This is a genomic window from Pseudomonas sp. RL, from assembly GCF_000647775.1.
Classification (GTDB): domain Bacteria; phylum Pseudomonadota; class Gammaproteobacteria; order Pseudomonadales; family Pseudomonadaceae; genus Serpens; species Serpens flexibilis.
On sequence record NZ_JBOY01000009.1, the window covers coordinates 1 to 22,775 of the forward strand.

At 49.4% G+C, this 22,775-nt stretch carries 20 protein-coding genes and 2 pseudogenes; 1 reads left to right on the forward strand and 21 read right to left on the reverse strand.

The window, feature by feature from the left end; genetic code table 11:
• Positions 1 to 346, forward strand: a pseudogene (locus AS93_RS20055) (IS3 family transposase); the annotation flags it as partial.
• A gap of 152 nt (positions 347 to 498) precedes the next feature.
• Here the strand turns inward: AS93_RS20055 and AS93_RS20060 are convergent.
• The 21 genes and pseudogenes from AS93_RS20060 to AS93_RS0102635 all read right to left on the reverse strand — a co-directional run bounded on the left by AS93_RS20060 (position 499) and on the right by AS93_RS0102635 (position 22,423).
• Positions 499 to 1,638 carry an acyltransferase gene (locus AS93_RS20060; protein WP_081798190.1) on the reverse strand — a complete coding sequence of 380 codons (1,140 nt, stop codon included), beginning with the start codon at positions 1,636 to 1,638 and terminating at the stop codon, positions 499 to 501.
• A gap of 31 nt (positions 1,639 to 1,669) precedes the next feature.
• Positions 1,670 to 2,320: pseudogene (locus tag AS93_RS20065) on the reverse strand (IS5/IS1182 family transposase).
• A 56-nt stretch (positions 2,321 to 2,376) separates the two neighbouring features.
• The gene (locus AS93_RS0102580; RefSeq protein ID WP_256214675.1) at positions 2,377 to 3,765 is read right to left on the reverse strand and encodes an undecaprenyl-phosphate glucose phosphotransferase; all 1,389 of its coding nucleotides are present in this window, start codon (positions 3,763 to 3,765) and stop codon (positions 2,377 to 2,379) included.
• Positions 3,766 to 3,865: 100 nt separating this feature from the next.
• A complete protein-coding gene (locus tag AS93_RS20070) occupies positions 3,866 to 5,170 on the reverse strand; it encodes an O-antigen ligase family protein (RefSeq protein ID WP_081798191.1) in 1,305 nt (434 codons plus the stop codon).
• Positions 5,171 to 5,187: 17 nt separating this feature from the next.
• Positions 5,188 to 5,886 (reverse strand): WecB/TagA/CpsF family glycosyltransferase, encoded by a 699-nt coding sequence (locus AS93_RS0102590; RefSeq protein WP_275451964.1) that lies wholly within the window; start codon positions 5,884 to 5,886, stop codon positions 5,188 to 5,190.
• Positions 5,887 to 5,917: 31 nt separating this feature from the next.
• Complete coding sequence (locus AS93_RS18595; RefSeq protein ID WP_037008427.1) at positions 5,918 to 7,093, reverse strand: hypothetical protein; 1,176 nt, start codon at positions 7,091 to 7,093, stop codon at positions 5,918 to 5,920.
• Positions 7,094 to 7,107: 14 nt separating this feature from the next.
• Entirely contained in the window at positions 7,108 to 8,058 is a 951-nt protein-coding gene (locus AS93_RS20075; protein WP_162172910.1) for a glycosyltransferase family 4 protein, read from the reverse strand.
• 109 nt (positions 8,059 to 8,167) lie between these two features.
• On the reverse strand, positions 8,168 to 9,361 hold the full coding sequence (locus tag AS93_RS20080) for an O-antigen ligase family protein (RefSeq protein ID WP_081798192.1): 1,194 nt from the start codon (positions 9,359 to 9,361) through the stop codon (positions 8,168 to 8,170).
• A gap of 6 nt (positions 9,362 to 9,367) precedes the next feature.
• Positions 9,368 to 10,513, reverse strand: a complete 1,146-nt coding sequence (locus AS93_RS20510) for a hypothetical protein (protein WP_155956095.1) — start codon at positions 10,511 to 10,513, stop codon at positions 9,368 to 9,370.
• A complete protein-coding gene (locus tag AS93_RS20515) occupies positions 10,510 to 11,082 on the reverse strand; it encodes a GNAT family N-acetyltransferase (protein ID WP_155956096.1) in 573 nt (190 codons plus the stop codon). The genes AS93_RS20510 and AS93_RS20515 overlap by 4 nt, the downstream gene beginning before the upstream one ends.
• Positions 11,082 to 12,131, reverse strand: coding sequence for a GNAT family N-acetyltransferase (locus AS93_RS20520; RefSeq protein WP_155956097.1), 1,050 nt, complete (start codon positions 12,129 to 12,131; stop codon positions 11,082 to 11,084). Before AS93_RS20520 ends, AS93_RS20515 begins: the two co-directional genes overlap by 1 nt.
• A 9-nt stretch (positions 12,132 to 12,140) precedes the next feature.
• Positions 12,141 to 13,319 carry a hypothetical protein gene (locus AS93_RS20525; RefSeq protein ID WP_155956098.1) on the reverse strand — a complete coding sequence of 393 codons (1,179 nt, stop codon included), beginning with the start codon at positions 13,317 to 13,319 and terminating at the stop codon, positions 12,141 to 12,143.
• Positions 13,316 to 14,587 (reverse strand): UDP-N-acetyl-D-mannosamine dehydrogenase, encoded by a 1,272-nt coding sequence (gene wecC, locus AS93_RS20090; RefSeq protein WP_081798194.1) that lies wholly within the window; start codon positions 14,585 to 14,587, stop codon positions 13,316 to 13,318. Before wecC ends, AS93_RS20525 begins: the two co-directional genes overlap by 4 nt.
• Before the next feature lie 36 nt (positions 14,588 to 14,623).
• Entirely contained in the window at positions 14,624 to 15,757 is a 1,134-nt protein-coding gene (gene wecB, locus AS93_RS20095; RefSeq protein WP_081798195.1) for a UDP-N-acetylglucosamine 2-epimerase (non-hydrolyzing), read from the reverse strand.
• Positions 15,758 to 15,763: 6 nt separating this feature from the next.
• A complete protein-coding gene (rfbC, locus tag AS93_RS20100; protein ID WP_027589136.1) occupies positions 15,764 to 16,327 on the reverse strand; it encodes a dTDP-4-dehydrorhamnose 3,5-epimerase in 564 nt (187 codons plus the stop codon).
• On the reverse strand, positions 16,324 to 17,205 hold the full coding sequence (rfbA, locus tag AS93_RS0102610; protein ID WP_027589137.1) for a glucose-1-phosphate thymidylyltransferase RfbA: 882 nt from the start codon (positions 17,203 to 17,205) through the stop codon (positions 16,324 to 16,326). The genes rfbC and rfbA overlap by 4 nt, the downstream gene beginning before the upstream one ends.
• 1 nt (position 17,206) lies before the next feature.
• Positions 17,207 to 18,100, reverse strand: coding sequence for a dTDP-4-dehydrorhamnose reductase (gene rfbD / locus AS93_RS0102615; protein WP_027589138.1), 894 nt, complete (start codon positions 18,098 to 18,100; stop codon positions 17,207 to 17,209).
• Positions 18,097 to 19,242 carry a dTDP-glucose 4,6-dehydratase gene (gene rfbB, locus AS93_RS18605; RefSeq protein WP_051587313.1) on the reverse strand — a complete coding sequence of 382 codons (1,146 nt, stop codon included), beginning with the start codon at positions 19,240 to 19,242 and terminating at the stop codon, positions 18,097 to 18,099. Before rfbB ends, rfbD begins: the two co-directional genes overlap by 4 nt.
• Positions 19,243 to 19,271: 29 nt before the next feature.
• Positions 19,272 to 20,105 (reverse strand): UTP--glucose-1-phosphate uridylyltransferase GalU, encoded by an 834-nt coding sequence (gene galU / locus AS93_RS0102625; protein ID WP_027589139.1) that lies wholly within the window; start codon positions 20,103 to 20,105, stop codon positions 19,272 to 19,274.
• Positions 20,106 to 20,367: 262 nt separating this feature from the next.
• The gene (gene rfaH, locus AS93_RS0102630; protein WP_051587314.1) at positions 20,368 to 20,886 is read right to left on the reverse strand and encodes a transcription/translation regulatory transformer protein RfaH; all 519 of its coding nucleotides are present in this window, start codon (positions 20,884 to 20,886) and stop codon (positions 20,368 to 20,370) included.
• Between the two features lie 88 nt (positions 20,887 to 20,974).
• Positions 20,975 to 22,423 (reverse strand): MBL fold metallo-hydrolase, encoded by a 1,449-nt coding sequence (locus tag AS93_RS0102635; protein WP_027589141.1) that lies wholly within the window; start codon positions 22,421 to 22,423, stop codon positions 20,975 to 20,977.
• Between the last annotated feature and the right edge of the window lie 352 nt (positions 22,424 to 22,775).

The window sequence follows — 22,775 nt, forward strand, 5'->3', positions numbered from 1 at the left end:
TCGTAAAAAAGGCCGCCGCGTACTTTGCCAAGAGCCTCAAGTGAAGTACGCCTTCATGAGAACCCACACCTCGCAGTTTTCGGTGAAAGCCATGTGCCGTGTGCTGGGCGTCGCTCGTAGCGGCTTCTACGCCTGGTGCTCACGCCGCCCCTCTGCACGCCATCAGCAACGGGCCGAACGGGATCAGCGAGTCGCTCAGGCCTACAGCGCAAGCAAAGGCCGCAGCGGAGCTCCACGGCTTTGCCATGACCTGCGGGACGCGGGGTTGCCCTGCAATCGCAAGACGGTTGCTGCCTCGATGCGACGGCAAGGATTGCGCGCCAAAGCGGCCAGGAAGTTCAAGGCCGCGGCCGAACCAGCTCTGCAGCAGATGCCGCACCCAGCATGGCCGTTTGACGGACGCCCACCTTCGCACTTCGGACAGCCCGGCTAATCGGCCCCTGCCGCGGACTTACTCACCATTTCAATTGGCACAGTTCCTTGCGGATCTGTTGGCGCTTATCTACGTAGTCGGAGCCAGCGAAGGTCGCCTGCTTCATGGGAACGCTTGGCGAGTAAGTCGGCGTTTTGCAGAGCTCCCTTCTTCAACTCATGCATCCTTCCCCACAACTTATTAATCTCTCTCGTCACCGGCCTCTCTATCTTCCTATGGAACAACAAACCAACAGTCAGGCTAATTAAAACCATTATCGCGAGCGCATATTCGTATAATAAAATCACGCCATATTTTTCATAAAAAAACAAAAAGCAACTTTTTGCGACAATAAGAGTCTGTATATGCGTCAGATACAAGCTGTAAGATGCGTCGCCTATGGCAAAAATAATACCTTTAGGGCTAGTATCCTTATTCACGCTAAGAGCACCGTACAAGATAACCGAATAAATCAGCCCGTAAGACAACGCACGCCCTAAATAGCCATCACCTCTAAACCCAAAATAAGAAATTGTCATTACTGCCAAAACAGAAGAACCTAGCAAAATCCAACCAACACCTGGCCTAACAAGGTAATTTTTTAAGTATAGCCAACCCACAAATGTCCCAAATGAAAACTCCAAAATAATCGGATTCAAATAAACTTGTTGCATTATATTCAATTCACCCCAAGCATACCAAAGGGCGGAAAGGATCGAAAATAAAACCGCCAAAAAAACCAAGGCGTACGCCCTAAAAATAAGCATTGAAAAAGCAAGACTAAAATAAAAGAAAATCTCCAAGTTAAGGGTCCACGAAACCACCAAGAAAGGTTGGGCTTGCGAATAAGCGTTGTAAGACGGCAAGAAAACCGAAGACGCCAATATATTCTGCCAACTAAAACTGTAATTGCCAACGAACAACAATATACAAACAAAGTGAAAAACCATAGCAATCCATAGCGGCGGCGCTATTCTTATTAACCTTTTAACAATAAAATCCCGCAAACTATCTGCCGAAAAAAGCATGCGCCGGAAAAATGTTATGGTTATAACAAATCCGCTAATAACAAAAAAAAAGTCAACCCCAGAACTCCCCAAGTAATCTATAAAGCCCTTACCAACCACCAAGTCGGAAGAACCCAAACTTCTCACATAAGAGTTATATGAAACCTTCGAGTGATACATCACAACCAGTACTGATGCTACCGCACGAAAGACCTGCACAAAATTAATCAATCTAATTCTCTCGCAATTACTAGCTTCTGAACGGAAACGACTGCCCGAGACACCACAGCATGCGAGCCCAGGTGGCCATGGCGACGAAACTTCTTGCTAAATTATTGTAGCGAGTGCCGCTCCGGCAGCTCTCATTCAGCCAGCAAAATACTCGCTCGATAATTTTGCGTTGCTGCTACCTTGGATCAAAAAGCCGGAGTAAACACAGCTTGGCCTTGCGCTTCATGGTCGGCAGCAGGCTGCATTGATACGGTTGCAATATCGCCGCAGTACTCGGCATAGCAACCCTTGTCTGCCAGCAAGCAGCAGCGCAAACGGGGCTACCCCCGCTTGCGTGAGGGACGCTAACTGATCCAGTACCATTTGAACATTCGAGGTGTCGCTGGCCTTTCTCGGTGAATTTTTTCCCGGCGGCAGAAGAGCACGGGTTGCTTTCAACGCTGTCGAGTCAATTATCTAGATATCCAAATCAACTTAACTTCCTGAAACCGCTCATGAAAGTGCTCGGACGCTCCCATCTCTATAGGCCGCGCCCGAGTGCAGAACTTAGAATATGCCGTTGAGCGTCAAGCCCGCATCACCTCCAAGTCGCCCGATCTTATGCGCGGGGCTAAACCAGATCTGCAATCAGCCCCCAAGCGGCATCGAAAAGTTCGTAACGCTTAGCCATGGGGATCAAAACTTTCATGGTGTCGAATCCATCCGTTCGGATTATTCCTACAGAATTTAATAAGCGTTCTTATTAATAAATCCCTTGAACACTGTAAGGAAGATGATCTTCAAATCCAGCCACAACGACCAGTTGTCGATGTACCAAAGGTCGTACTCCACCCGCTTCTGCATCTTGTCCAGGGTGTCCGTCTCGCCTCGGTAGCCATTCACCTGCGCCCAGCCGGTAATGCCCGGCTTCACCTTGTGGCGCTGCATGTAGGACTCAACCATATCCTTGTAATACTCGTTGTGGGCCAACGCATGGGGACGCGGGCCCACCAGCGACATGCGCCCCTGCAGCACGTTGAAGAACTGCGGCAACTCATCCAGGCTGGTGCGGCGCAGGAATGCACCGATCGGCGTGATCCGTGCATCGTTTTTCTTCGCCTGGGTGACGCCGTTACCGTTCTCCTGGTGCACCACCATCGAGCGGAACTTATACACCTTGAACTTCTTGCCGTTGATGCCTGTGCGGTACTGCTTGAACACCACCGGCCCGGGCGACGTGGCCTTGACCGCGATAGCGATCCCCACGCAGACCGGCAAAATCAACAGACTGATCAGCCCGCCAATGATGATGTCCTCGGTGCGCTTGATGAAGCGCGCCGGACCATCCATCGGGGTGCAACTGAGATCCAGCGAGTACAAGCCCGCGATGTGAGAAACCTTATGGTTCAACAGCGGCAAGTCGCCCCAGTCCGGGAACATGCGCACCCCAACGGTGCTGTGGCGCAGGGCGTACATGATGTCCGGTAAGGCCTTGCCCTGCTCGATGCGAAGCGAGAGCCACACCTCATGAACACGCTCATCCTGAACTGCATCAACCAGCTCCTCTAGCCAGCCTGAGTCCTCTTGAAAGGGCAAGCGGCGGACCACCTTGAAACCCTGTAGCCGTAGCGCCGATTCCTGGTCCGACTTAAACGTACCGCCGCCGGAATCCACAAGCAGTACCGTTTTAAGGTTACGCCCACCGGCCCGCACCTGGCGCAAGAACACGTACATCGCCAGGCGCATCACAAACGTCAGCCCCATTCCGAACGCCAACAGGTAGGCGAACCAGATACGAGAGTAGGTATCTGACGTTTTCAGAAAAAATGTTAGGGCAAGCAAGATGCTTGCAGCTGCCAGCCACCCCGTTAAGAAACGTACGAACTGGGAGAAGAAGGGCTTACCCCGGTGAGAGCCATACACGCCTGTAAAAACCAGACAGGCGACCACCACAATGCCGGCAATGAGAGTCGCAGTGTTGTAGCGCCCCGGCATGTCGAATGAACCAAAGCGCAGGTAGTGAGCCAGAAGACTCGCCAATATGACCAAGCCTAGTTCTACCAATGCAACGATCAAAGGCACCGGATAGCGCTCAGCAAAGGTTGGCTGGAAGCTTGGGGTGGATCTCATGTCCATGTAAAACCTTAAGGAGGTACGAAACGCTGGGTTGCAAATGGTAATTCTTCTAGCGAAGAAAATCTCCGCTTTTGCAGGCGGCTCGCTGCTTTCGCTCCGTCTAGCGCGCCACTGTTGCGTATCCGGTATCGGATTTCTGTTTTTCGGGCTGTCGAATGCCCAGTAAAATTCCAACCGGGACCCACACGACCACCCACCAAGGTGAAGGGCGAGTAAAAACTGAATCAATATCCGTAATCATCGCTACCAGCGCATAAACCATCAATGCAAGCCCTAGCCTAGCAAGTGGCAACGTTCTGCACTGCCACCCTTTAACCAAGAGACTCGCAGCAAGCAAAAGAAATAACGCAAAACCAAATACTCCATATTCATACCAAAGTTGGAAGTAAAAGTTATGCGCATGCCAGACAGGATATTCTCCACTATCATAATCAAAGACATAATTAAAGCTAGCGCCCGCTCCAGCGCCAAAAAGCCAAAATTCGGGAAGGCGCTCAAACCAACTCCGCCAAATTGTATCTCGCCCACTGACCCCTCGCAGCATTTCATATTGAAGTTCATTCCAAAAAACAAAAGGAGCAACTAGCAGAGAGAGCCCGACCAGGCAAATTAAATATCTAGACCTACGATTGGGGAACAAAATTAATAACAAAATAATTCCTGCCAACGTAGCAAACCAAGCGCCACGGGTAAAACTGAGCATTACATAACCAAAAGTCCCAACAGCAGCCAACGCAAGAAAAAAACCCTGAAATACATTTATATTAGACCCAACAAATAAATAAATGATAACAACAGCAAATACACCAAAATAAAGACCAGCAACTACTGGATGCTTAAAATCCGCAAGGCCATTCCAGCCCAGCTCTGAAAAACGATCAGCAAAGCGCATTGCGTTATATTCAAACTTCCTATCCAGCACACCAAACTGATAGTAAATAGTCCACCAAGCAAAGAAAGCGACAATCGCCACCAAAAACAGCAAAAAAAAGTTAAATTTCGAAGTGCGCCTTACCAAGGTTGCCACTGAAAAAACATATAAACAAATCAGTAGAGAAACCTTGAACCAATACCCTCCCCCCCCTTGAGAGCCAGGATGCATAACTCCATGAAAAAAAACCCATAAAAGCATAGAAAAAAATATCAAGCCGGATATATTTCCCCACAAATACAATGCGAATCGCTGCCAAATTAGCAAAACTAAAGAAGGGGCAAAAAGACAGATATACATCTGTACAGCGTGACGACTCCCATCATTATTAAAAAGTTCGCCCGCCACCTGTACAAATATACCGAAAGCTAAGATCCAAACCCAGCACCTAGACAAAGAAGGATTCATATCATACCGCTGAATAACGCCCATAAGCCCCTCTCGCTTAATGGCAGACAAAGCTTCACGAGCCATAGTGCTTATACCCGTGTCTAAAAGCGGAGAGTCTGACGAATTTTTTCTTTGATGACCAAACCAAAAAACTTTGCATTTGTCACCAGATACCGCTTCCACATCCTCCTTGGCTCTTGAAGAACACGATAGAACCACTCCAAGCCATAATTCTGCATCCATTGCGGAGCACGCTTTATTTTTCCAGAAACGACATCAAAGGTACCTCCAACCCCCATAACAAACGTCACACCCAACTTATCTCTCCAACGATTAATAAAGTTCTCTTTTTTGGGGGAAGTAATTGCAACAAATAATAACTTGGCACCCGAGGATCGAATGTCCTCCACCACCGCCTCCTCGTTTTCCCAAAAATAACCATGGTGATGCCCTGCGACTCTCAAATTAGGATAGCTAACCTTGATCTTTTGCACTGCTTCTTCTAGAACCTCTGCTTGAGCCCCTAAAAGGTATACCGGGTAGCCATTCTGCTCGCTCATACGAAGCAGCTCGTGAAAAAGATCAATCCCGGCTACCCGCTGAGGCACAGAAAACCCAAGAATTCGAGCCCCTAAAACCACACCCATTCCGTCAATATTTATGATATCGCAGGAGTGCACCGACTCCCTCAACTGGGAGTCAGTGCGCATATTGACTAACTTCGCGACATTTACGACAACATGCTGAGTAAAACGGTCATCAGCTACCGAATCCTTGATTGATTCAACCGTTTCGTCCATGCTCGCTACATCCATCGGGCAATCTAAAAGTTTAATCCTGCGCATTTTCCATCTCAACGCGAAATCGATTAAAGAAGGCCAACGAATAATATCCCCACGCCTGAGTCCAGCGCGTGTAGTTAATACTATTTCTTATCCAACGTGTTTTTTGATAAAAAAATCTAGCCTTTCCAGGTATAAAAAGCAATTGAACCGCTCGCTCAACCACCCTATCACACAAGACGAAGTCCTGCTTTCCGCCAACCTTAAGCAAGGTTAAAATCGCCTGGGAAAAACTATGCATATCAATTGGGTAAACATTATTATCATAATACTTTACCACCCCATCATCTGAGATAAATGTTCTCACATAATAAGAATAACCATTAGAGATACAACTATCGAACTCGCCAGTTTGTATTGCGTCTCGCAGCAAACAAAGCGCCTCTAAATTATAACCGGTATGAAATCCATCGATAAAATTATGATGGTGGCGGGTGCCATAGACCCAAGAGCCGTCTGCCAATTGCTCGCTTACCGATTGACGCGCGACGGAAAGTGCTTGATTAACAATGCACTCATCTCCAAGTTTTTTTCCAGCAAAGGCACACCATGCTGCGCCCCATAGACTGGCGTTATGCACAAATGCAGTTTCGCCTGGTATGTAAGCAAAAAAACAGCGGTTATCCGACTCCATATACAAGAACTTTGAAATGAAACGAGCCGAGTCTAGAGCCAGGTAACACATTTCCTCATTTGAAGTTAGTTCACCTAATTCAAATAGCGCACGAGCCACATAGGTTGTGGTAATTATGTTGGGTTTGCCCGTAGGGACAAAAAAGGCTCTTGCTTGCCAATCGAAGTGGTAACCCCAGCACGCATGCTTCCACTCTTGACGGTCACAGCACTGCGCTTGTAGCCAAGCAGCCAATTCATTAGCATCTGCTAGATAGCTCTTATCACCTGATCTACGGTAATCCTCCAAAAGCCCCAAGATAATTATTGCAATCCCTTTAGGATTGCGTTTCTTTGGAACCAAAAAAAGGGGGCGAAAATTAACTGGAGACAACTTTCCAAATTGTATCCAAGCCAATCTTGCAAAATATGATTTCGATAGAAAGGTTCTTTTGAAAAGGATACTATTTAAAAAATCATAGGGATCATATCCAGAAAAATCGTTAGATCGAAGCTCAGCGAGAACCCTGTCATTCAATTCAGTGGTTACCATAAAAACCAACCTAATTAAAAATCCTTATAGATAGACAAAGTCTTTTCCATCATACTTTCAGATGAAAAAGATCTCAACGCCTTAAAGTAACCTTCTCTACCCATATGAACCGCCAAGGAAGGATCTTTAATGAGCCGCTCAATACAATCCGCTATTTGCATCGGGCACGATTTTTCCACTAAAAAACCTGAGATATTCGGCTCCACCAGATCCAACAACCCCCCAAGAGCTGTACAGACGACAGGTTTCCCCACAAGCATTGCCTCAAGAACCGAGATGCCAAATGACTCGAAATGGCTTGGCAAACAGAAGATGGAACATTCCAAATACAAATCAGCCTTGGCCTCCCCTGTCACCCATCCTAAAAACTGCACATCTTCAGCGCCTCGTGCCAAAGCATACTTCTTCCAGAAATCAATATTTCCTTCCCCGGCACAGACCAATCGGATTGTGAGGCCCCGCCTACACAATATCGCCATGGCATCAATTAAATCTAAAAGTCCTTTCTGCTCTGTAAGCGACCCAGCAAATAGAACATAAGGGGGTGGCGTTAATTCTTTAGGGCTGGCACCTAGTTTTTCAAACTCTGGAGAAGAGTTTGGGATGACCACCGCTTTTACTCCCACCCGATAGCGAGTCTGCAGTTGCCGTAAAAACCAATTAGACACAACAATGACTTTATCTGAGCCTTTCAAGAAGAAACGAAAAAGTCGCTCTGCTGTGGGAGACCTATCGAGGAACTCAAAAAATCCGCCACTATGCAAATGTAGATATATTTCTTTTCGCAGAGCTTTTGCCCACAAAAAAAATAAGAACTTCCTGAAGAATGAAGAGTTAGACGATGCGTGAAAATGGACTGCGTCGTATAAGGGGGCCTTTATCAAAAAAATTATAAAATCTAAAGCGAACGCTAACAAACCGCTTAGGTTTTGAAAAATATGAGTTTCGAAAAAAGATAGTTTCACATAATTCTTTATGAAGAAACTTTCGTAGTGCTTATAGCTTTTTATAACAGCCGCAATGCCTCCTGGGTAATCGGCGCTGGGCCCTACATGAAGCACCCTAACTACAGATCTATTTGGCATAATTTAAACCTTGAACGCAGTAAAAAGCCATATAAGGAAGAACCAATGCGGAGTATAAAAAATGACCAGCAGTGTTAGAAAAAAACAAAACTATGCAAAAGGAAATCAGATAGAAAACCCTCAGCGGGCCAGAACAAGCACGAAATGCAGAAAGCAACTTTAGGAAATACAAAGCGGCCAAAGGTGCCCCGAATAAAAGAATTAAATCAACAAAATCAATTTCTGCGCTGTATTGACCCATCGGGTAACCTCCAAAAAACAAATAAAATGGGTTGCCCAATACATACTCTCGGAATATCTCCACAACCTTATAATCACGACCAGACAATAAAAGCGTAATGATACTGCCTTCCGCATAGTTATCGAATTGGTACTTAAAATAACTATATGAGCTTAAAAAGGCGTCTTCAAAGAAACTTGTCCCCGAAACTAGAGCGTATCCAGCAGCCAAGAAAAAGAGCAATGAGAGTAGAGAATAAATCGCAGCCTTAGCAAACCCCGTTTTATATAGAAAAATCAACGCCATTACAAAAAAAGGAATGATTAAACCGGTCTTTGTCCCAAGAAGCACGGCAGCCACAAAACAGCATAAGAATAAAATTCTACTTCGGAGGGATTGGGTTGTAACAATATCAACTGCGGAAATAAGTAGCCCAAAAAGAAGCAGCGCGCTGGCCTCATTTTGAGCATAAACAAAACCTTTATAGCCAAAACGATCCCCTTCATAGCTTCGTAAAAAGCTTATATCGAAGCTAGCTGCTATTATAATTGAAAGCGAATACACAAATAGCGATAAATAAACGAAATTCTTCAAAGAAACAAAATCTCGTTTATCCATAGCTTGGAGAATATAAAGATACAAGAAAAAACTGAGGAATTTTATTATTAAAACAATGTTTTCGAGGAAAACTATGAAACCATAGCTCCCTAACGAAAAGTAAACAGCCGAGAACATGACAGGGCTGAAATACAAAAACCAGACGCAAGTTCCAGGGGAAATTCTCCATTTTAGAAGAAGGAGAATAAAGAATAGAGCTAAAAAAAAGGCTCTTGTAATCAGCGTCACTCTGCTAAATTCTGCATCCACGTATTCTAGATATATTGATAAGAAGTCAAAGAAAGGACCCACAAAGAAGGAAAAACCCAGCAAATAAAAAAGCACCTTCCCAGAGCTTATAGTCATATGAAATCAGGTATCGCTAATTAAATTTAGAGGGCGATTCAGAAGCTTGGCGGTAACATCCTGATAATAGCAACCGCCCGACTCATATACCTCGCTGACATTACCACAGGGAGCTATGTAATTTTTCGTATTTACTTTCAAGCTCACACTAATATTTCTTTTACAAAGCAAATTAGCGACATCTTCGTCTACCAATACAAAAAGCTGATTATTTTTAATGTCCTCCTCGACTACAGCGTTCTTTCGGAAAAGCGAGTATAGGTAAACATCAGAAGCCGTAGCGTACCAAATATTGTATTTCGACAAGTAACTAAGTATTGCACTAATAGAATTTATGTCATCAACGACATTAGGATATTGACGCTTCCCGTCTGTCCGAAGTGGCGACGTATGCTCCTGCAAAGCAACAATCCCGCGCGAACTGACAAGTTTATCGATCTTTTCAAAAACACTACCTGAGCGGAAATTCGCAACGATTGATTTTAAATACTTCAATATTGGCACACGGCCTAGCATGCATATTGGATACTGCGAGCAATCGATATTAGATGGCATATAAAGAATTCCATCAACCCACTCTCCGCTAGGCCTCACAGCCACATCATCATCCCATCGATCAAACCACCATCTAAAACCGTTATTTAATACCGACCGATGACCGAATTTTCCTTCGGCATAACCACAGTATTTACCTCCCATCGGCTGATGGTCTAAGGCAGCATTATACAGTGCTACTCCAGTTCTAACCTTGGAGTCAGCCGCTTCCTGGGATATATATGTATCCCACTCTTGAACAAATTTTTTAACCGCTACCTCTCCGTGTGTTAATCCATGGTAAGCGATTTCGTGGCCACAGTTTTCTAGCCAGCGTAGATACCTAGCAAAATCCGATTTCTCGCAAGAATCTACATGATCGTAAACTCCTTGTACTTGCACCTCCCTCCTGCCCGTCACAAGGAAGAAGGTAAACCTAACATATGGATATTTTTTAAGGATTTCTTCTTTCAAAAATTGATATAATCCATCCTCTTGTAATCCTTTCGCCCCCCAATCTCCACCAGGAGCTTCGAAATAAATATTGGCCAGGTCATCTATCATAAAAATCGAAGCAGCATCTGCCCCTTTCGGCCACTTCGTTAAACTTAATTTCATCTTATAAGTTCCAGATCGCCATCAACAGTTAAGCTCTCAAAGAATAAAACTGACAGATATTTAGCCTCTGCAACCCTTTCAAAACCACTCTTCTCAATAACCTTTAATGATGCATAGTTATCATTAAGGCAGCAGATATAGAGGGGGCGGTTATTAAAGCGGGTCTGCAAACACCTAAGCGCGGAACCATATAACCCTCGGCCTCTATATTCTTCCGCAGTAAAGCAATTATAGATGTAAACACTTCCCTTATCTAAAACTATCCGTCGCCTAATTTCCCCCACATAACCACCGCCAAATAAAAGGCAGCTAAAATTTACAATACGTCCGCGATCCAGAAAAAGAAGAGTGTGCGCCCCCCCCTTTAACTCCTCTACTACCGTTCTATAGATCTCATCATGCTGAACACCTATCAGCGTAAGGTCAGAGATATTCTCTATGTAAGTGAAGCTCGTACGCTCCCCTTGGTCAGCGGAATTGTGTTGCCTGCGGCCCATCAAAAAGAAGATGAGCCTCCTATTTGAAAATACTCTTCTCAGCAGTCTGTAGGTTAATCTTTTTATATTCATCACAGCAACTTAGTGGCCAAATACAATTTAAGTATGCACTTGCTCAAAAAATCCTTTTTCCCGACCCCGATGAAAGTAAAATTGAATGCCTCGTCACTCATCCACGGAAACTTATATCTCTCGGAGCCTCTCAGCATGTCGAAGACTTGATAGCCCTTACTCGAGTAATGCAAAATTATATTTAGCATCAGTATCTGTCCGACGCCTGCTCTTTGCATAGTCTGGTCGTACGCTGGAACGTAATAATAAACAACCCCATTCTTTCTGAACCCGAAATGAGCTGCCACAATTCTTGAGTCCACTTTTAAGTATGAGAACTCGAGATTTTCTTTTGGGAAGCCCGAGCGCATGAGTAACCGATAAAATTCCTGAGCGCTTTCAGAAGAAAAGCCTACTCCACCGAACCGATCTTTATGAAACTCGACCAACCGACTCCATGAATCGCCGTCAATGCTCGTACCAACACAAATCTCAACTTTAAATTGAGATTCTAACTTTTTTTGCCTGCGCTTGACATCCTTCAGCTGTTGCCCATCGATAGATCCCATCTCATCTAGGCGGAGTATAGGATTCTCTACGTTTACATAGTATCGGCTTTGCAGATTGAGATCACGCAGCCCCTTGAGGAACAGCCTAGAAACTTTATTTGACGAGGATATGTTATCTATCTTGACAAAATCAGCATCAGATGAAATCTCCTGCAGAGCAGTAAGGATCTTTTTTAGGATATCTTTTTCGCTATAACCAGGATCTAGCAAAATTAAAGAATGATCGGTGAATCTGCAGCATAGGTGGTACAAAAAGGAAAACTTTATTCCTAAAATTAGTTTTTCTTTCAGGATCACCAAAGGCAAAACCGCTATTAAACTATCTTTATTCCAAACCGTTATTAGCCTAAAGCTTTTTTCCGCTGGCAAAGACTCCCATACTGAAGAGACCCACCCATGTTCAATAAAAATGCTATTTTCACAACTTCGGCTATAGAGCTGGTTCCAGTTTTCTCTTAATTCATAAAGTTTCCGTGGATCCTCAAAAACCAAAACCTTCAACGCAACCTCCTACTCTAAGTATTTAATGACACATCCCGCCAGATAAAAAACCCTAAGAAAGCTAGCAACTGCAATTAGGGCCAAATATACCCAAACATCTAAGCTCAGGAGCGGGACTGCAGATGAAATAAGGACAAAAATGGTAAAGAACATCAAATTTGACTCAATGTTGTGCCTTTGCGCGCCTTTTAAGAAAAGGAAGGCCCCATCCACTAGACCCAAACTTCCAGTCACAACTAAAGCCATAATAGCGCAGTAGAAATTAAAGCCTATTGAGTAAACCGAAAAATATTCTACCTTTACTATAAAAGTGGCCGGCAAATACAGAAAAATCCCTACAAAAAAGGAGACTATGACTATTTTGAGATTAAACTTTTTAGCATTTATAAAAAAAATTTTTCGGAACTCTCCATTGTGTATTAGCAGTGACAGCTCTGGAATCTTATAATTAACAAAGGCCCTTGAAAGCAAATTCATAACAGAGAGAATACTGTAATAGAACGCAAAGAGCGCTGCCGTTTCTTTACTCCAGCTTATTGCTATTACTTTTGGCAATAAAGCTCCCACCCCACCGCCTGCTATATTGTTAACTGAAAACTGAAGGGGCTCCTTATCAAAAGCTGACCGCATCGAAAAACTTATCCCTTTCGCTGAATATGAAGCCCCTAGCAAAACCATTGCGCATAAACTGATAGAAACCCATTTCAAATAGTCTTGAAGATCTAGAAATACAATTGGCATTACGCTAAGCAAAAAGAACAGGGTATCGACAATAAAAAGCTGGCTGTACTCTCTCCGTGCCAAATAGGCATGCCTGCACAGCTGATATACCGCATTGGCGACACTAAACAAGAACAGATGGTAAGTGACTTCAACATGAAGCCATTCGAAATATAAATCCAACACGTAAAATATCGAAATAAGCAATACAACCATTAAAACGCAGTTACCAATAGCGGTACGATAGTATAACACCCCTTCTTTAGGCGTTAGCCTCGGCAGCTCCTTTAATAACTTTGCGCCATAGCCTAAGGCTGCGAATAAGGAAAAAAAATAAACGATGGCGAATTCTTCCGAAAAAGTGCCGGCGCCCTCTAAACCCCAAAACAATATCCCGGCCGCAACGAGTAAAAGCTTCTGCAGGCCGGGAAACGCAGTACATATAAGAGCGAAAAGCTTTAATCTCACGGGATAAGCCGCTCAAAAAAGCCTCGCGTATCTATAATGTGCAAAGATCTATCCAAATCCAGTCCTTTGAAAATTGCGTGATCTACCAACATCACAAGTATATCGGCGTTTCGGATTGCTGTATCCATGTCAGCCAGCGTAAGCTTTTGCGATAGTTTCCCTGGAAGGGCATTAATATTAGGCTCAACGGCTAACACCGTTCCTGGGTGAGTTTCAGCTACTTTTAAAGTGATTCCCAGTGCCGGACTTTCACGCAAATCATCGATATCAGGTTTAAACGATAGCCCAAAGCAGGCGATTGTGACGTCTTTAGCTGTTTTTCTTGCATTCCTCTGCAGGAAGTCAGCCACAGCCAACTTGATCTTTTCCAGTACCCACAACGGCTTGTTGTCATTAACCTCCCGGGCCGTACGAATTAGGCGAGCTTCCTCTGGCGTTCGACTTACAATGAACCAAGGATCAACAGCAATGCAATGCCCTCCTACACCTGGCCCAGGTTGCAATATATTCACGCGTGGATGACGGTTAGCTAGACGGATCAGCTCCCAAACATTTATATCTAAGCGGTCACAAATAATAGAAAGTTCATTAGCAAAGGCAATATTTACGTCTCGAAAACTATTTTCCGTGAGTTTGCACATTTCAGCCGTTCGGGCATTTGTAACAATGCAGTCGCCGTCAACAAAGATTTTATACAGATTGACTGCGGCCTCAGAGCACTTTGGTGTCATACCTCCTACGACGCGGTCATTCTGTACTAATTCGCGTAACACATGACCCGGCAGAACTCGTTCAGGGCAGTGAGCAATCCGAATATCCGAGCTTTCTCCGTGCATCTGAGGGAATGTCAGATCGGGCCTAGCTTCAGCCAACCACGTGGACATTTGCTCTGTCGCACCGACTGGAGAAGTCGACTCCAAAATTACTAGGTCTCCCTTCTTTAATACCGGCGCAATGGCTTTGCTTGCTGATTCAATATAGCTAAGATCAGGTTCATGATCTCCTTTAAATGGCGTAGGTACAGCAATCAAGAAAGCGTCTGCTGGTTCCGGCTTGGTAGTCGCACGTAAATACCCCTCTGTTACGGCAGCGTGCACTACCATATCCAAATCAGGCTCAACTATGTGGATTTCACCTCGATTAATGGTATCAACCGCCAGCGGATTAACGTCCACACCTATTACTGTCTTCTTGCGTGACGCAAATACTGCTGCGGTTGGCAGCCCAATGTAGCCTAGACCAATAACAGAGATAGTTTCGAAAGACATTCTTTTTCCTTAACAGGCATTGCAAATTAATTTGAATTATCGAACTGCCAATAAGGCTTCTATGATACGCTGGCATGCCTCGCCATCCCCATATGGATTGTGGGCGCGGCTCATGCTTTGATATAAATCTTCATCTTCCAATAAGATATTCAGCGCTAGAACAATGTTGGCAGTCTCGGTACCGACCAGCTTTACCGTGCCGGCAGCAACAGCCTCGGGTCTTTCAGTAGTGTCCCGCATTACTAGGACTGGCTTACCGAGTGATGGTGCCTCTTCTTGGATTCCGCCGGAGTCTGTTAGTATGATATGAGAGCGGCTCATCAAATATACGAACGGGAGGTAATCTAGCGGCTCAATGAGGTGTATGTTGCTAACTCCACCCAAAAGCCGATTCACCGGCTCCCGGACATTAGGATTTAGATGAACAGGATATACAATATCCACTTCTGAATGCTTATTGGCGATTTCAATAAGTGCTTGACAGATACGTTCGAATCCACCACCAAAACTTTCACGTCGATGGCCAGTTACAAGAACTATTTTTCGATTGGGATCAAGAAAACTAGAAGGCTTGGAGGCCTTATCTTTCAAAACGCTGTCTTCATCGATCCGCTTGACCACATCTAGCAATGCATCAATAACGGTGTTTCCGGTCACAACGACTGCGCCTGGGTTAACGCCCTCTTGAAGCAGATTATTCCGAGATGTTTCCGTTGGTGCCAAATGCAGATTTGCCAAAGCTCCTGTCAGCTTTCGGTTAGCCTCCTCGGGCCATGGGGAATATAAATTTCCTGTTCTCAGGCCAGCTTCTACGTGAGCGACAGGGATCTGACGATAATAAGCAGCCAAACTAGCGGCAAAAGTTGTTGCGGTATCGCCATGGACCAACACTACATCCGGCTTGAATTTCTCTAATACGAGCTTCATTCCGTTCAGGATAGCCACAGTTACATCGGTCAAATCCTGCCTGGGCTTCATGATATTCAAATCAAAGTCCGGCTTTATTCCGAACAGCTCCAAAACTTGATCCAACATTTCACGGTGCTGGCCAGTGACGCAGACCTTGGCCTCAAATCGCTCATCCGCAGCCAGCGCCAAAGCCAGGGGAGCCATCTTGATTGCCTCTGGACGGGTGCCAAACACGCACAGTGTTTTCACGAAAAACTCCATTAAAAATTATGACCTATCGATCAGGGCTTCATTTAAGAAATCTGCTTGCTTATCCTTTGCAGACACGGCAACTTCAGAGCTAGGCCAGTTTATTGCCAAGCTTGGATCATTCCATCGTATCGATGCTTCGTAATTTTTTGCGTAATAGTTTGTCGTTTTGTAAAAAAGTTCGGTTTTGTCTTCTAATGCGACAAAGCCGTGGGCGAATCCCTCAGGAATCCATAGCATCTTTTTGTTCTCTGCACTGAGCACATGCCCAACCCACTTACCGAAGGTTGGTGAACTTAGACGAATGTCCACAGCCACATCAAACGCAGCGCCGTTAATTACGCGAACCAATTTACCTTGCGCGTGAGGGTCTCGCTGATAATGTAGCCCTCTAAGCACCCCTTTTTTTGAGAGAGAATGATTGTCCTGAACAAAAGAACGCGGTAGCGGCAAGCCTAGGATTTCCAGCCCGGCATGAAAACGTTGCTCATTAAAACTTTCCATAAACCACCCACGCTCATCTTCATAGACCGTGGGCTCAATCAAGACAACGTCAGGAATTGCGGTTTGGATCAGGTTCATGGCAGTGACTCTTTCAGCAATGCCAGCAGATATTGGCCATAGCCAGTTTTCTTAAGGTATTCGCCTTGCGTCTTGAGCTGTTCGGCGCAGATCCAGTGATTGTTAAACGCAATTTCTTCTAGGCAAGCAACTTTAAAGCCTTGGCGTTTTTCGATGGTGTGCACAAACTGCCCTGCATCCAGCAGTGACTCATGAGTACCAGTATCGAGCCAGGCAAAGCCGCGCCCCAGCATTTCCACCTTCAGGCTCTGGTCTTCCAAGTAGAAGCGGTTTATGTCGGTAATTTCCAGCTCGCCGCGCTGAGAGGGCCGGATGGCCTTTGCAACCTCCACCACACGATTGTCGTAGAAGTACAGGCCGGTTACTGCATAGTTGGATTTTGGCTTGTGCGGTTTCTCTTCGATGCTGATGGCACGGCCTTGCTCGTCAAACTCCACAACTCCGAAGCGCTCGGGGTCGGACACGTGATAACCGAAGATGGTTGCACCATCCGTACGGCTGGTGGCCGCCCGCAGCTTGTCGCTGAAATGCTGGCCATAAAAGATGTTATCGCCGAGGATCAGACAGCAAGGATCCGAGCCGATGAATTCCTCACCGATGATGAAGGCCTGGGCCAGCCCAGCCGGCGAAGGCTGCTCGGCGTAGCTGAGCTGAAGACCGAACTGACTTCCATCACCAAGAAGCTTGCGGAAATTGGGCAGGTCTTCCGGGGTGGAGATGATCAGGATGTCGCGTATCCCCGCCAGCATTAGCACGGACAGGGGGTAATAAATCATCGGCTTGTCGTAGATGGGCAGCAGCTGCTTGGAAACGCCAAGGGTGATCGGGTGCAAGCGGGTGCCGGAACCTCCGGCCAGGATGATGCCTTTGCGGTTCACGTTAGTTTCCTTGAATTTCGTCGAGCATCCGGCGAACGCCCAGCTGCCAGTGGGGCAGCGTCAGCGAAAAAGCGGCGCAGAGCTTACGCCCGTCCAACCGGGAATTCATCGGGCGCTTTGCTGGCGTTGAATATGCGCTGGTGGGGATGGGCAGTATATCCCGGACCTTCACCTTCCCTCCGCACCGGGCCGCCTGTTCGATTACGTAGCTGGCATAGCCATGCCAATTCACCTCTCCGGTAGCGGCCAAGTGATACAGGCCGGCTAGCGCGGGCTGTCTCGACGCGCTTCGGAGTGCGTGCGCGGAGATGTCAGCGATCAACTCGGCACTGGTGGGAGCACCAACCTGATCGTCGATTACCTTGAGTTCTTCTCGCTCGGCCGCCAAACGCAGCATGGTCTTGGCGAAGTTTCCGCCGCGCGCCGCATAAACCCAACTGGTACGAAAGACCAGGTGCTTGCAGCCACTGGCCTGGATGGCCTGCTCGCCTTCCAGCTTGGTCTGGCCGTAGACATTCAGGGGCCCTGTTGAGTCTTCTTCGCTCCAGGGGCGCTCTCCGCTGCCATCGAATACGTAATCGGTGGAGTAGTGGAGCAGCCAGCCACCGTGCTTCGCTAAACACCGGGCAATGACTTCAGGGGCTTCCGAATTGATGCGCCGTGCAAGTGCCGGCTCGCTTTCAGCCTTATCGACGGCGGTGTACGCAGCAGCGTTGACAACTACGTCGGGGCGCAGATCGCAGATGGTGCGGCGCAGCCCAGCCAGGTCGCTTAGGTCGCCAACCAGACCGCCTTCGCCTGCCCTATCCAGGGCGATGACCGTGCCCAATGGCTGCAGGGAGCGTTGGAGCTCCCAGCCGACCTGGCCGTTTTTGCCGAGGAGGAGGATTTTCATGGGTGACGCTCACCCTCTCCGGCACCTCTCCCGTCAAGGGAGCGGGGAGCTACGGCGTAGTGGGTTTCCAGCCACTGTTGGTACTCGCCGCTTTTTACCCGGGCGACCCATTCGGGGTTGCCCAGGTACCACTGCACAGTTTTGCGGATGCCGGATTCGAAGGTTTCTTCGGGTGTCCAGCCGAGTTCACGCTGGATCTTGCTGGCGTCGATGGCGTAGCGCAGGTCGTGGCCGGGGCGGTCGGCGACGTGGGTGATCAGGTCGCGGTAGGAGCTGATCGCTGACGAGTCCGCTCCCACAGGTGCCGAGGAGACTGACAGCGGGCGGAGTTCGTCTAGGAGGTCGCACAGGGTGTGGACGACGTCGATGTTCCGCTTTTCATTGTGGCCGCCGATGTTGTAGGTCTCGCCGACCTGACCTTCGGTGACCACCTTGTACAGGGCGCGGGCGTGATCTTCCACGTAGAGCCAGTCACGCACCTGATCACCTTTGCCGTAAACGGGCAGCGGCTTGCCTTCCAGGGCGTTGAGGATCATCAGGGGGATGAGCTTTTCCGGGAAGTGGTACGGGCCGTAGTTGTTGGAGCAGTTGGTGACCAGTGTCGGCAGACCGTAGGTGCGGCGCCACGCGCGTACCAGGTGATCGGAACTGGCCTTGCTCGCCGAGTAGGGAGAACTGGGGGCGTAGGGGGTCGTTTCGGTAAACAGGTCTTCCGGGCCTTCCAGATCGCCATAGACTTCGTCCGTGGAGATGTGGTGGAAGCGGAAGGCTACCTTACGTCCCTCATCCAGGCTCTGCCAGTACTGGCGGGCGGCCTCCAGCAAATTGTAGGTGCCGACGATGTTGGTTTCGATAAACGCGGCCGGGCCGGAAATGGAGCGGTCTACATGGGACTCGGCAGCGAGGTGCATTACTGCGGTGGGCTGATGATCGCGAAAAACGCGATCCAGCTCGGTGCGATTGCAGATGTCCACCTTCTCGAACGCGTAGCGCGGGCTGTTGCTGGTTTCAGCCAGGGATTCCAGGTTGCCGGCATAGGTGAGCACATCTACGTTCACCACGCTGTCCGAGGTATTGCGGATGATGTGGCGCACGACCGCCGAACCGATAAAGCCGGCACCGCCGGTCACAAGGATTTTCATGGGCTTACACAACATGTGGCATAGGTTGGTTACTTGCCGTTCTTGTAAAAGTGCTCGAAGCAGTAATTCGTCGCCTCCACATAACCTTCAGCGCTGCCGCAGTCGAAGCGCTTGCCCTTGAACTTGTAAGCAAGCACGCAACCACGCTGAGCCTGCTTTAGCAGGGCATCGGTGATCTGGATCTCACCGCCTTTGCCTGGCTCGGTCTGGGCGATCAGCTCGAAAATATCCGGCGTCAGGATGTAACGACCGATGATGGCCAGGTTCGAGGGGGCCGCTTCGGGACTGGGCTTCTCCACCATGTTGGTGACACGGTAGATGTCGTCACGCAGCATCTCACCGGCAATCACGCCGTATTTGGAGACTTCCGTTTGCGGGACTTCCTGGATGGCCACGATGGAACAGCGAAACTGCTTGTAGAGGTTGACCATCTGCAGCAGCACTGGGTCGCCGTCCGGGTTCACACACAGGTCATCCGCCAGAATCACGGCGAAGGGCTCATCACCGATCAGGGGCTGACCGGTAAGGATGGCGTGGCCTAACCCTTTCATCTCTACCTGGCGGGTGTAAGCAAAGGTGCACTGCTCGATCAGCTCCCGCGCGCCGCTCAGGTAGTGTTCCTTGTCTGTCCCTTGAATTTGGTGCTCCAGCTCATAACTGATGTCGAAGTGATCTTCCAACGCCCGCTTGCCCCGCCCCGTGACAAAAGCGATCTGGGTCAGGCCGGCATCGCGCGCTTCCTCAACGCCATACTGAACCAGCGGTTTGTTCACCACCGGCAGCATTTCCTTGGGCATTGCCTTGGTTGCCGGCAGGAAACGAGTGCCGTAACCGGCGGCGGGGAAAAGGCATTTACGAATCATGGAGAACATCATCCCGTTAGTACTGGTTGGCTCTTCTTAGGCTGTGTGGAGTGACCCCCAGAACCTTTTCGCATGCTTTCAGGCACGCTACCGCCCCAGGATTTACCGTCGGCTTCCTCAGGACGCATTTTCAAAGCGGCGGTGACAGGCAAGAGCCGTGCCGCCGTGTTTTTGGCTTTGGGTAGGGGTTGCCCCCTCTCCCCGGCCCTCTCCCACAAGGGGAGAGGGAGTATTCGTGCCCCTCGCCTACTAACAGGCGCTGTTAGTCTCTACGCACGCTGGATAGCGGCAGGCTCAATCTGTGTTCGCGGTTGAGCAATTTCATCAGCAGCACCACGCGCTCTTCGCCATCCATGCTCAGGAATATGGCCTCTAACTCAGCAAAGCTGCCCTCGACAATGCGCACGCGGTCGCCGGGCTGCAGCAGCGGCTGCGGCTCGGACGGGGTGCGCTCTTGAAGGGAGTCGATGAGGCTGGATGGGACTTGCAACGGGTACTCGCCAAAGCGGACCAGGCGGTTGACACCCCGGGTGGAGCGCAGCGGCGACCAGTTGGACTCTGGGTTCAGCTGGATGAACAGGTAGCCGGGAAACAGGGATTCCACCACGCTCTGGCGGCGACCCCGAACAAGGCGCTCCCGTTGCAGACGGGGGCGGTAGCAAGCGTAGCCCTGTCGCATGAGGTGCTCCTCAGCGCGCTCGTCCTGGCGGGGCTTGCAATGGACCAGGTACCAGGCGGCTTGTTGGCCCGTCACAGCTCCCGTGTCCTGAAGCGCATTCATATCCATACACCTTGTCATCCCGCGTGGGGATATTCCTGGAACGCAAACAGACCCGCTGAAAAGCTGCGGATTCTACCCTATAAAAAGCCTACTGCGTCACGATCCTCACCTTGGATTGACGCAGCTCATACTTGGCCGTCAGCGCTTCGGCCAGCTTTTGCTTGGCGGTGGGCTCACCATGAACCAGGCGGATATGCGAGGGCCAGTGCCGCATGCGCGTCACGAAATTGACCAAGCCGCGCTGGTCGGCATGGGCCGAATAACCACCCAGGGTGGCGATGCCGGCACGGATATCGATGCGCTCGCCATCCAGATCGACATAGCCACCCCGCGGCCCGTGGGTCTGAATGGCGTTGCCGGGCGTGCCGCGCGCCTGGTAGCCCACGAACAGCACGTTGTGGCGCGGATCACCGAGCATGGCCTTCAGGTAATTGACGATACGCCCGCCCGAGCACATGCCGTTACCGGCGATGACAATGGCCGGCCGGGCGGTACGGGTCAGGTATTGAACCATACGCTCATGCTCGGTGTGACTGTCCACAGTGAGCAGTTGCTCGAACCCCAAGGGACGACGCCCGCTACGGACACGTCGCAAGGCTTCCTGGTCCCAGAAGGGCTGCAGCTCTCGATACGCTGCAGTGAAGCGACTGGCGAGCGGCGAATCGAGAATGATCGGCAACTGCGGCCAATCGATTGGAGTACCGGGCGGGGCATCCGGTTCCACGCGGGCGCTCTGCCGGGATTTGCGATGGATGATGTCTTCCAGTTCGTACAGCAGCTCCTGGGTGCGCCCGATGCTGAACGCCGGAATCAGCACGCTGCCACCGTCCGCCAGGGCGCGCTCGATCACCGCCTCCAGGCGTCGGCGGCGGCCGCGACGATCCTCATGCAGACGGTCCCCGTAGGTGCTTTCGATCACCAGGGTATCGGCGCGATACGGCGGCTTGGGCGCGGGCAGCAAGGGCGCATGCGATGCGCCCAGGTCGCCGGAGAACAGCACCCGCTCGCGGTGCTTGCGCTGCGGGTAATGCAGGTCGATTTCCACGTAGGCCGAGCCAAGGATATGGCCGGCACGCTGCAGGCGGATGCGCGCGTGCAGCTGCGGCTGGTCCACCAGGGTAAACCAGGTGTTGTAGGGCAAGGCGATCAGCCGCTGCTCGATGAGCTTCAGGTAGCGCTCGACCTTTGCCTGATCACGGCTGACGCCGAGGCGGAAGGCGTCTTCCAGCACGATGGGCAGCAGCTTGGCCGAGGGCTCGCTGCACAGGATCGGCCCCTTGAAGCCGGCGGCCAGCAGCCACGGAATGCGCCCGACGTGATCGATGTGCACATGGGTGGCAACCAGGGCACGGATGCCGTCGAGGGGGAAATCGAGTGTGAGGTTGTCGGCGCCGGCCTTGCCCTCAGGCGAGGTTTCGGCACCCTGGAACAGGCCGCAGTCGATCAGCAGTCCATGCTGCTCATCCATGTGCAACTGGTGACAGGAGCCGGTGACCCCCTCACGGGCGCCGTGATGGGTGATCTGCGGGTACTGCATGGCGGGTTAGTCCTTTAACAGCCATCGGAGGGGCGGCATGGTAATGCCTGAGTGGCAAAAGCCCAACCTTGGGCCGGCTTGAGCACGGCCGTGCGGGCTGCCAGGCGCGCCGTGCCGGCGCGATGGTGGACAAGGAAAGCGTTGTCCACCCTACGTCTGGCTGCCAGGCGCGCTGTGCCGGTGCGTTGGTGGACAAGGAAAGCGTTGTCCACCCTACGTGTGGCTGCCGGCGCGATGGTGGACAGGGAAAGCGTTGCCCCTACGTTTGGCCGTAACTCCTGTCGGCCGGCATGAAGTGCTGTAGTGGTCAACCCATCCCGGACAGTGGGTTAAGTTTTTTCTCGGCCACGGC

Coding starts and splice junctions, on each gene's coding strand:
- AS93_RS0102580 (WP_256214675.1), bottom strand. CDS start 3,765: ATGGACATGAGATCCACCCCAAGCTTCCAGCCAACCTTTGCTGAGCGC.
- AS93_RS20070 (WP_081798191.1), bottom strand. CDS start 5,170: ATGGCTCGTGAAGCTTTGTCTGCCATTAAGCGAGAGGGGCTTATGGGC.
- AS93_RS0102590 (WP_275451964.1), bottom strand. CDS start 5,886: ATGGACGAAACGGTTGAATCAATCAAGGATTCGGTAGCTGATGACCGT.
- AS93_RS18595 (WP_037008427.1), bottom strand. CDS start 7,093: ATGGTAACCACTGAATTGAATGACAGGGTTCTCGCTGAGCTTCGATCT.
- AS93_RS20080 (WP_081798192.1), bottom strand. CDS start 9,361: ATGACTATAAGCTCTGGGAAGGTGCTTTTTTATTTGCTGGGTTTTTCC.
- AS93_RS20510 (WP_155956095.1), bottom strand. CDS start 10,513: ATGAAATTAAGTTTAACGAAGTGGCCGAAAGGGGCAGATGCTGCTTCG.
- AS93_RS20515 (WP_155956096.1), bottom strand. CDS start 11,082: ATGAATATAAAAAGATTAACCTACAGACTGCTGAGAAGAGTATTTTCA.
- wecC (WP_081798194.1), bottom strand. CDS start 14,587: ATGTCTTTCGAAACTATCTCTGTTATTGGTCTAGGCTACATTGGGCTG.
- wecB (WP_081798195.1), bottom strand. CDS start 15,757: ATGGAGTTTTTCGTGAAAACACTGTGCGTGTTTGGCACCCGTCCAGAG.
- rfbC (WP_027589136.1), bottom strand. CDS start 16,327: ATGAACCTGATCCAAACCGCAATTCCTGACGTTGTCTTGATTGAGCCC.
- rfbD (WP_027589138.1), bottom strand. CDS start 18,100: ATGAAAATCCTCCTCCTCGGCAAAAACGGCCAGGTCGGCTGGGAGCTC.
- rfbB (WP_051587313.1), bottom strand. CDS start 19,242: ATGAAAATCCTTGTGACCGGCGGTGCCGGCTTTATCGGTTCGGCGGTC.
- galU (WP_027589139.1), bottom strand. CDS start 20,105: ATGATTCGTAAATGCCTTTTCCCCGCCGCCGGTTACGGCACTCGTTTC.
- rfaH (WP_051587314.1), bottom strand. CDS start 20,886: ATGAATGCGCTTCAGGACACGGGAGCTGTGACGGGCCAACAAGCCGCC.
- AS93_RS0102635 (WP_027589141.1), bottom strand. CDS start 22,423: ATGCAGTACCCGCAGATCACCCATCACGGCGCCCGTGAGGGGGTCACC.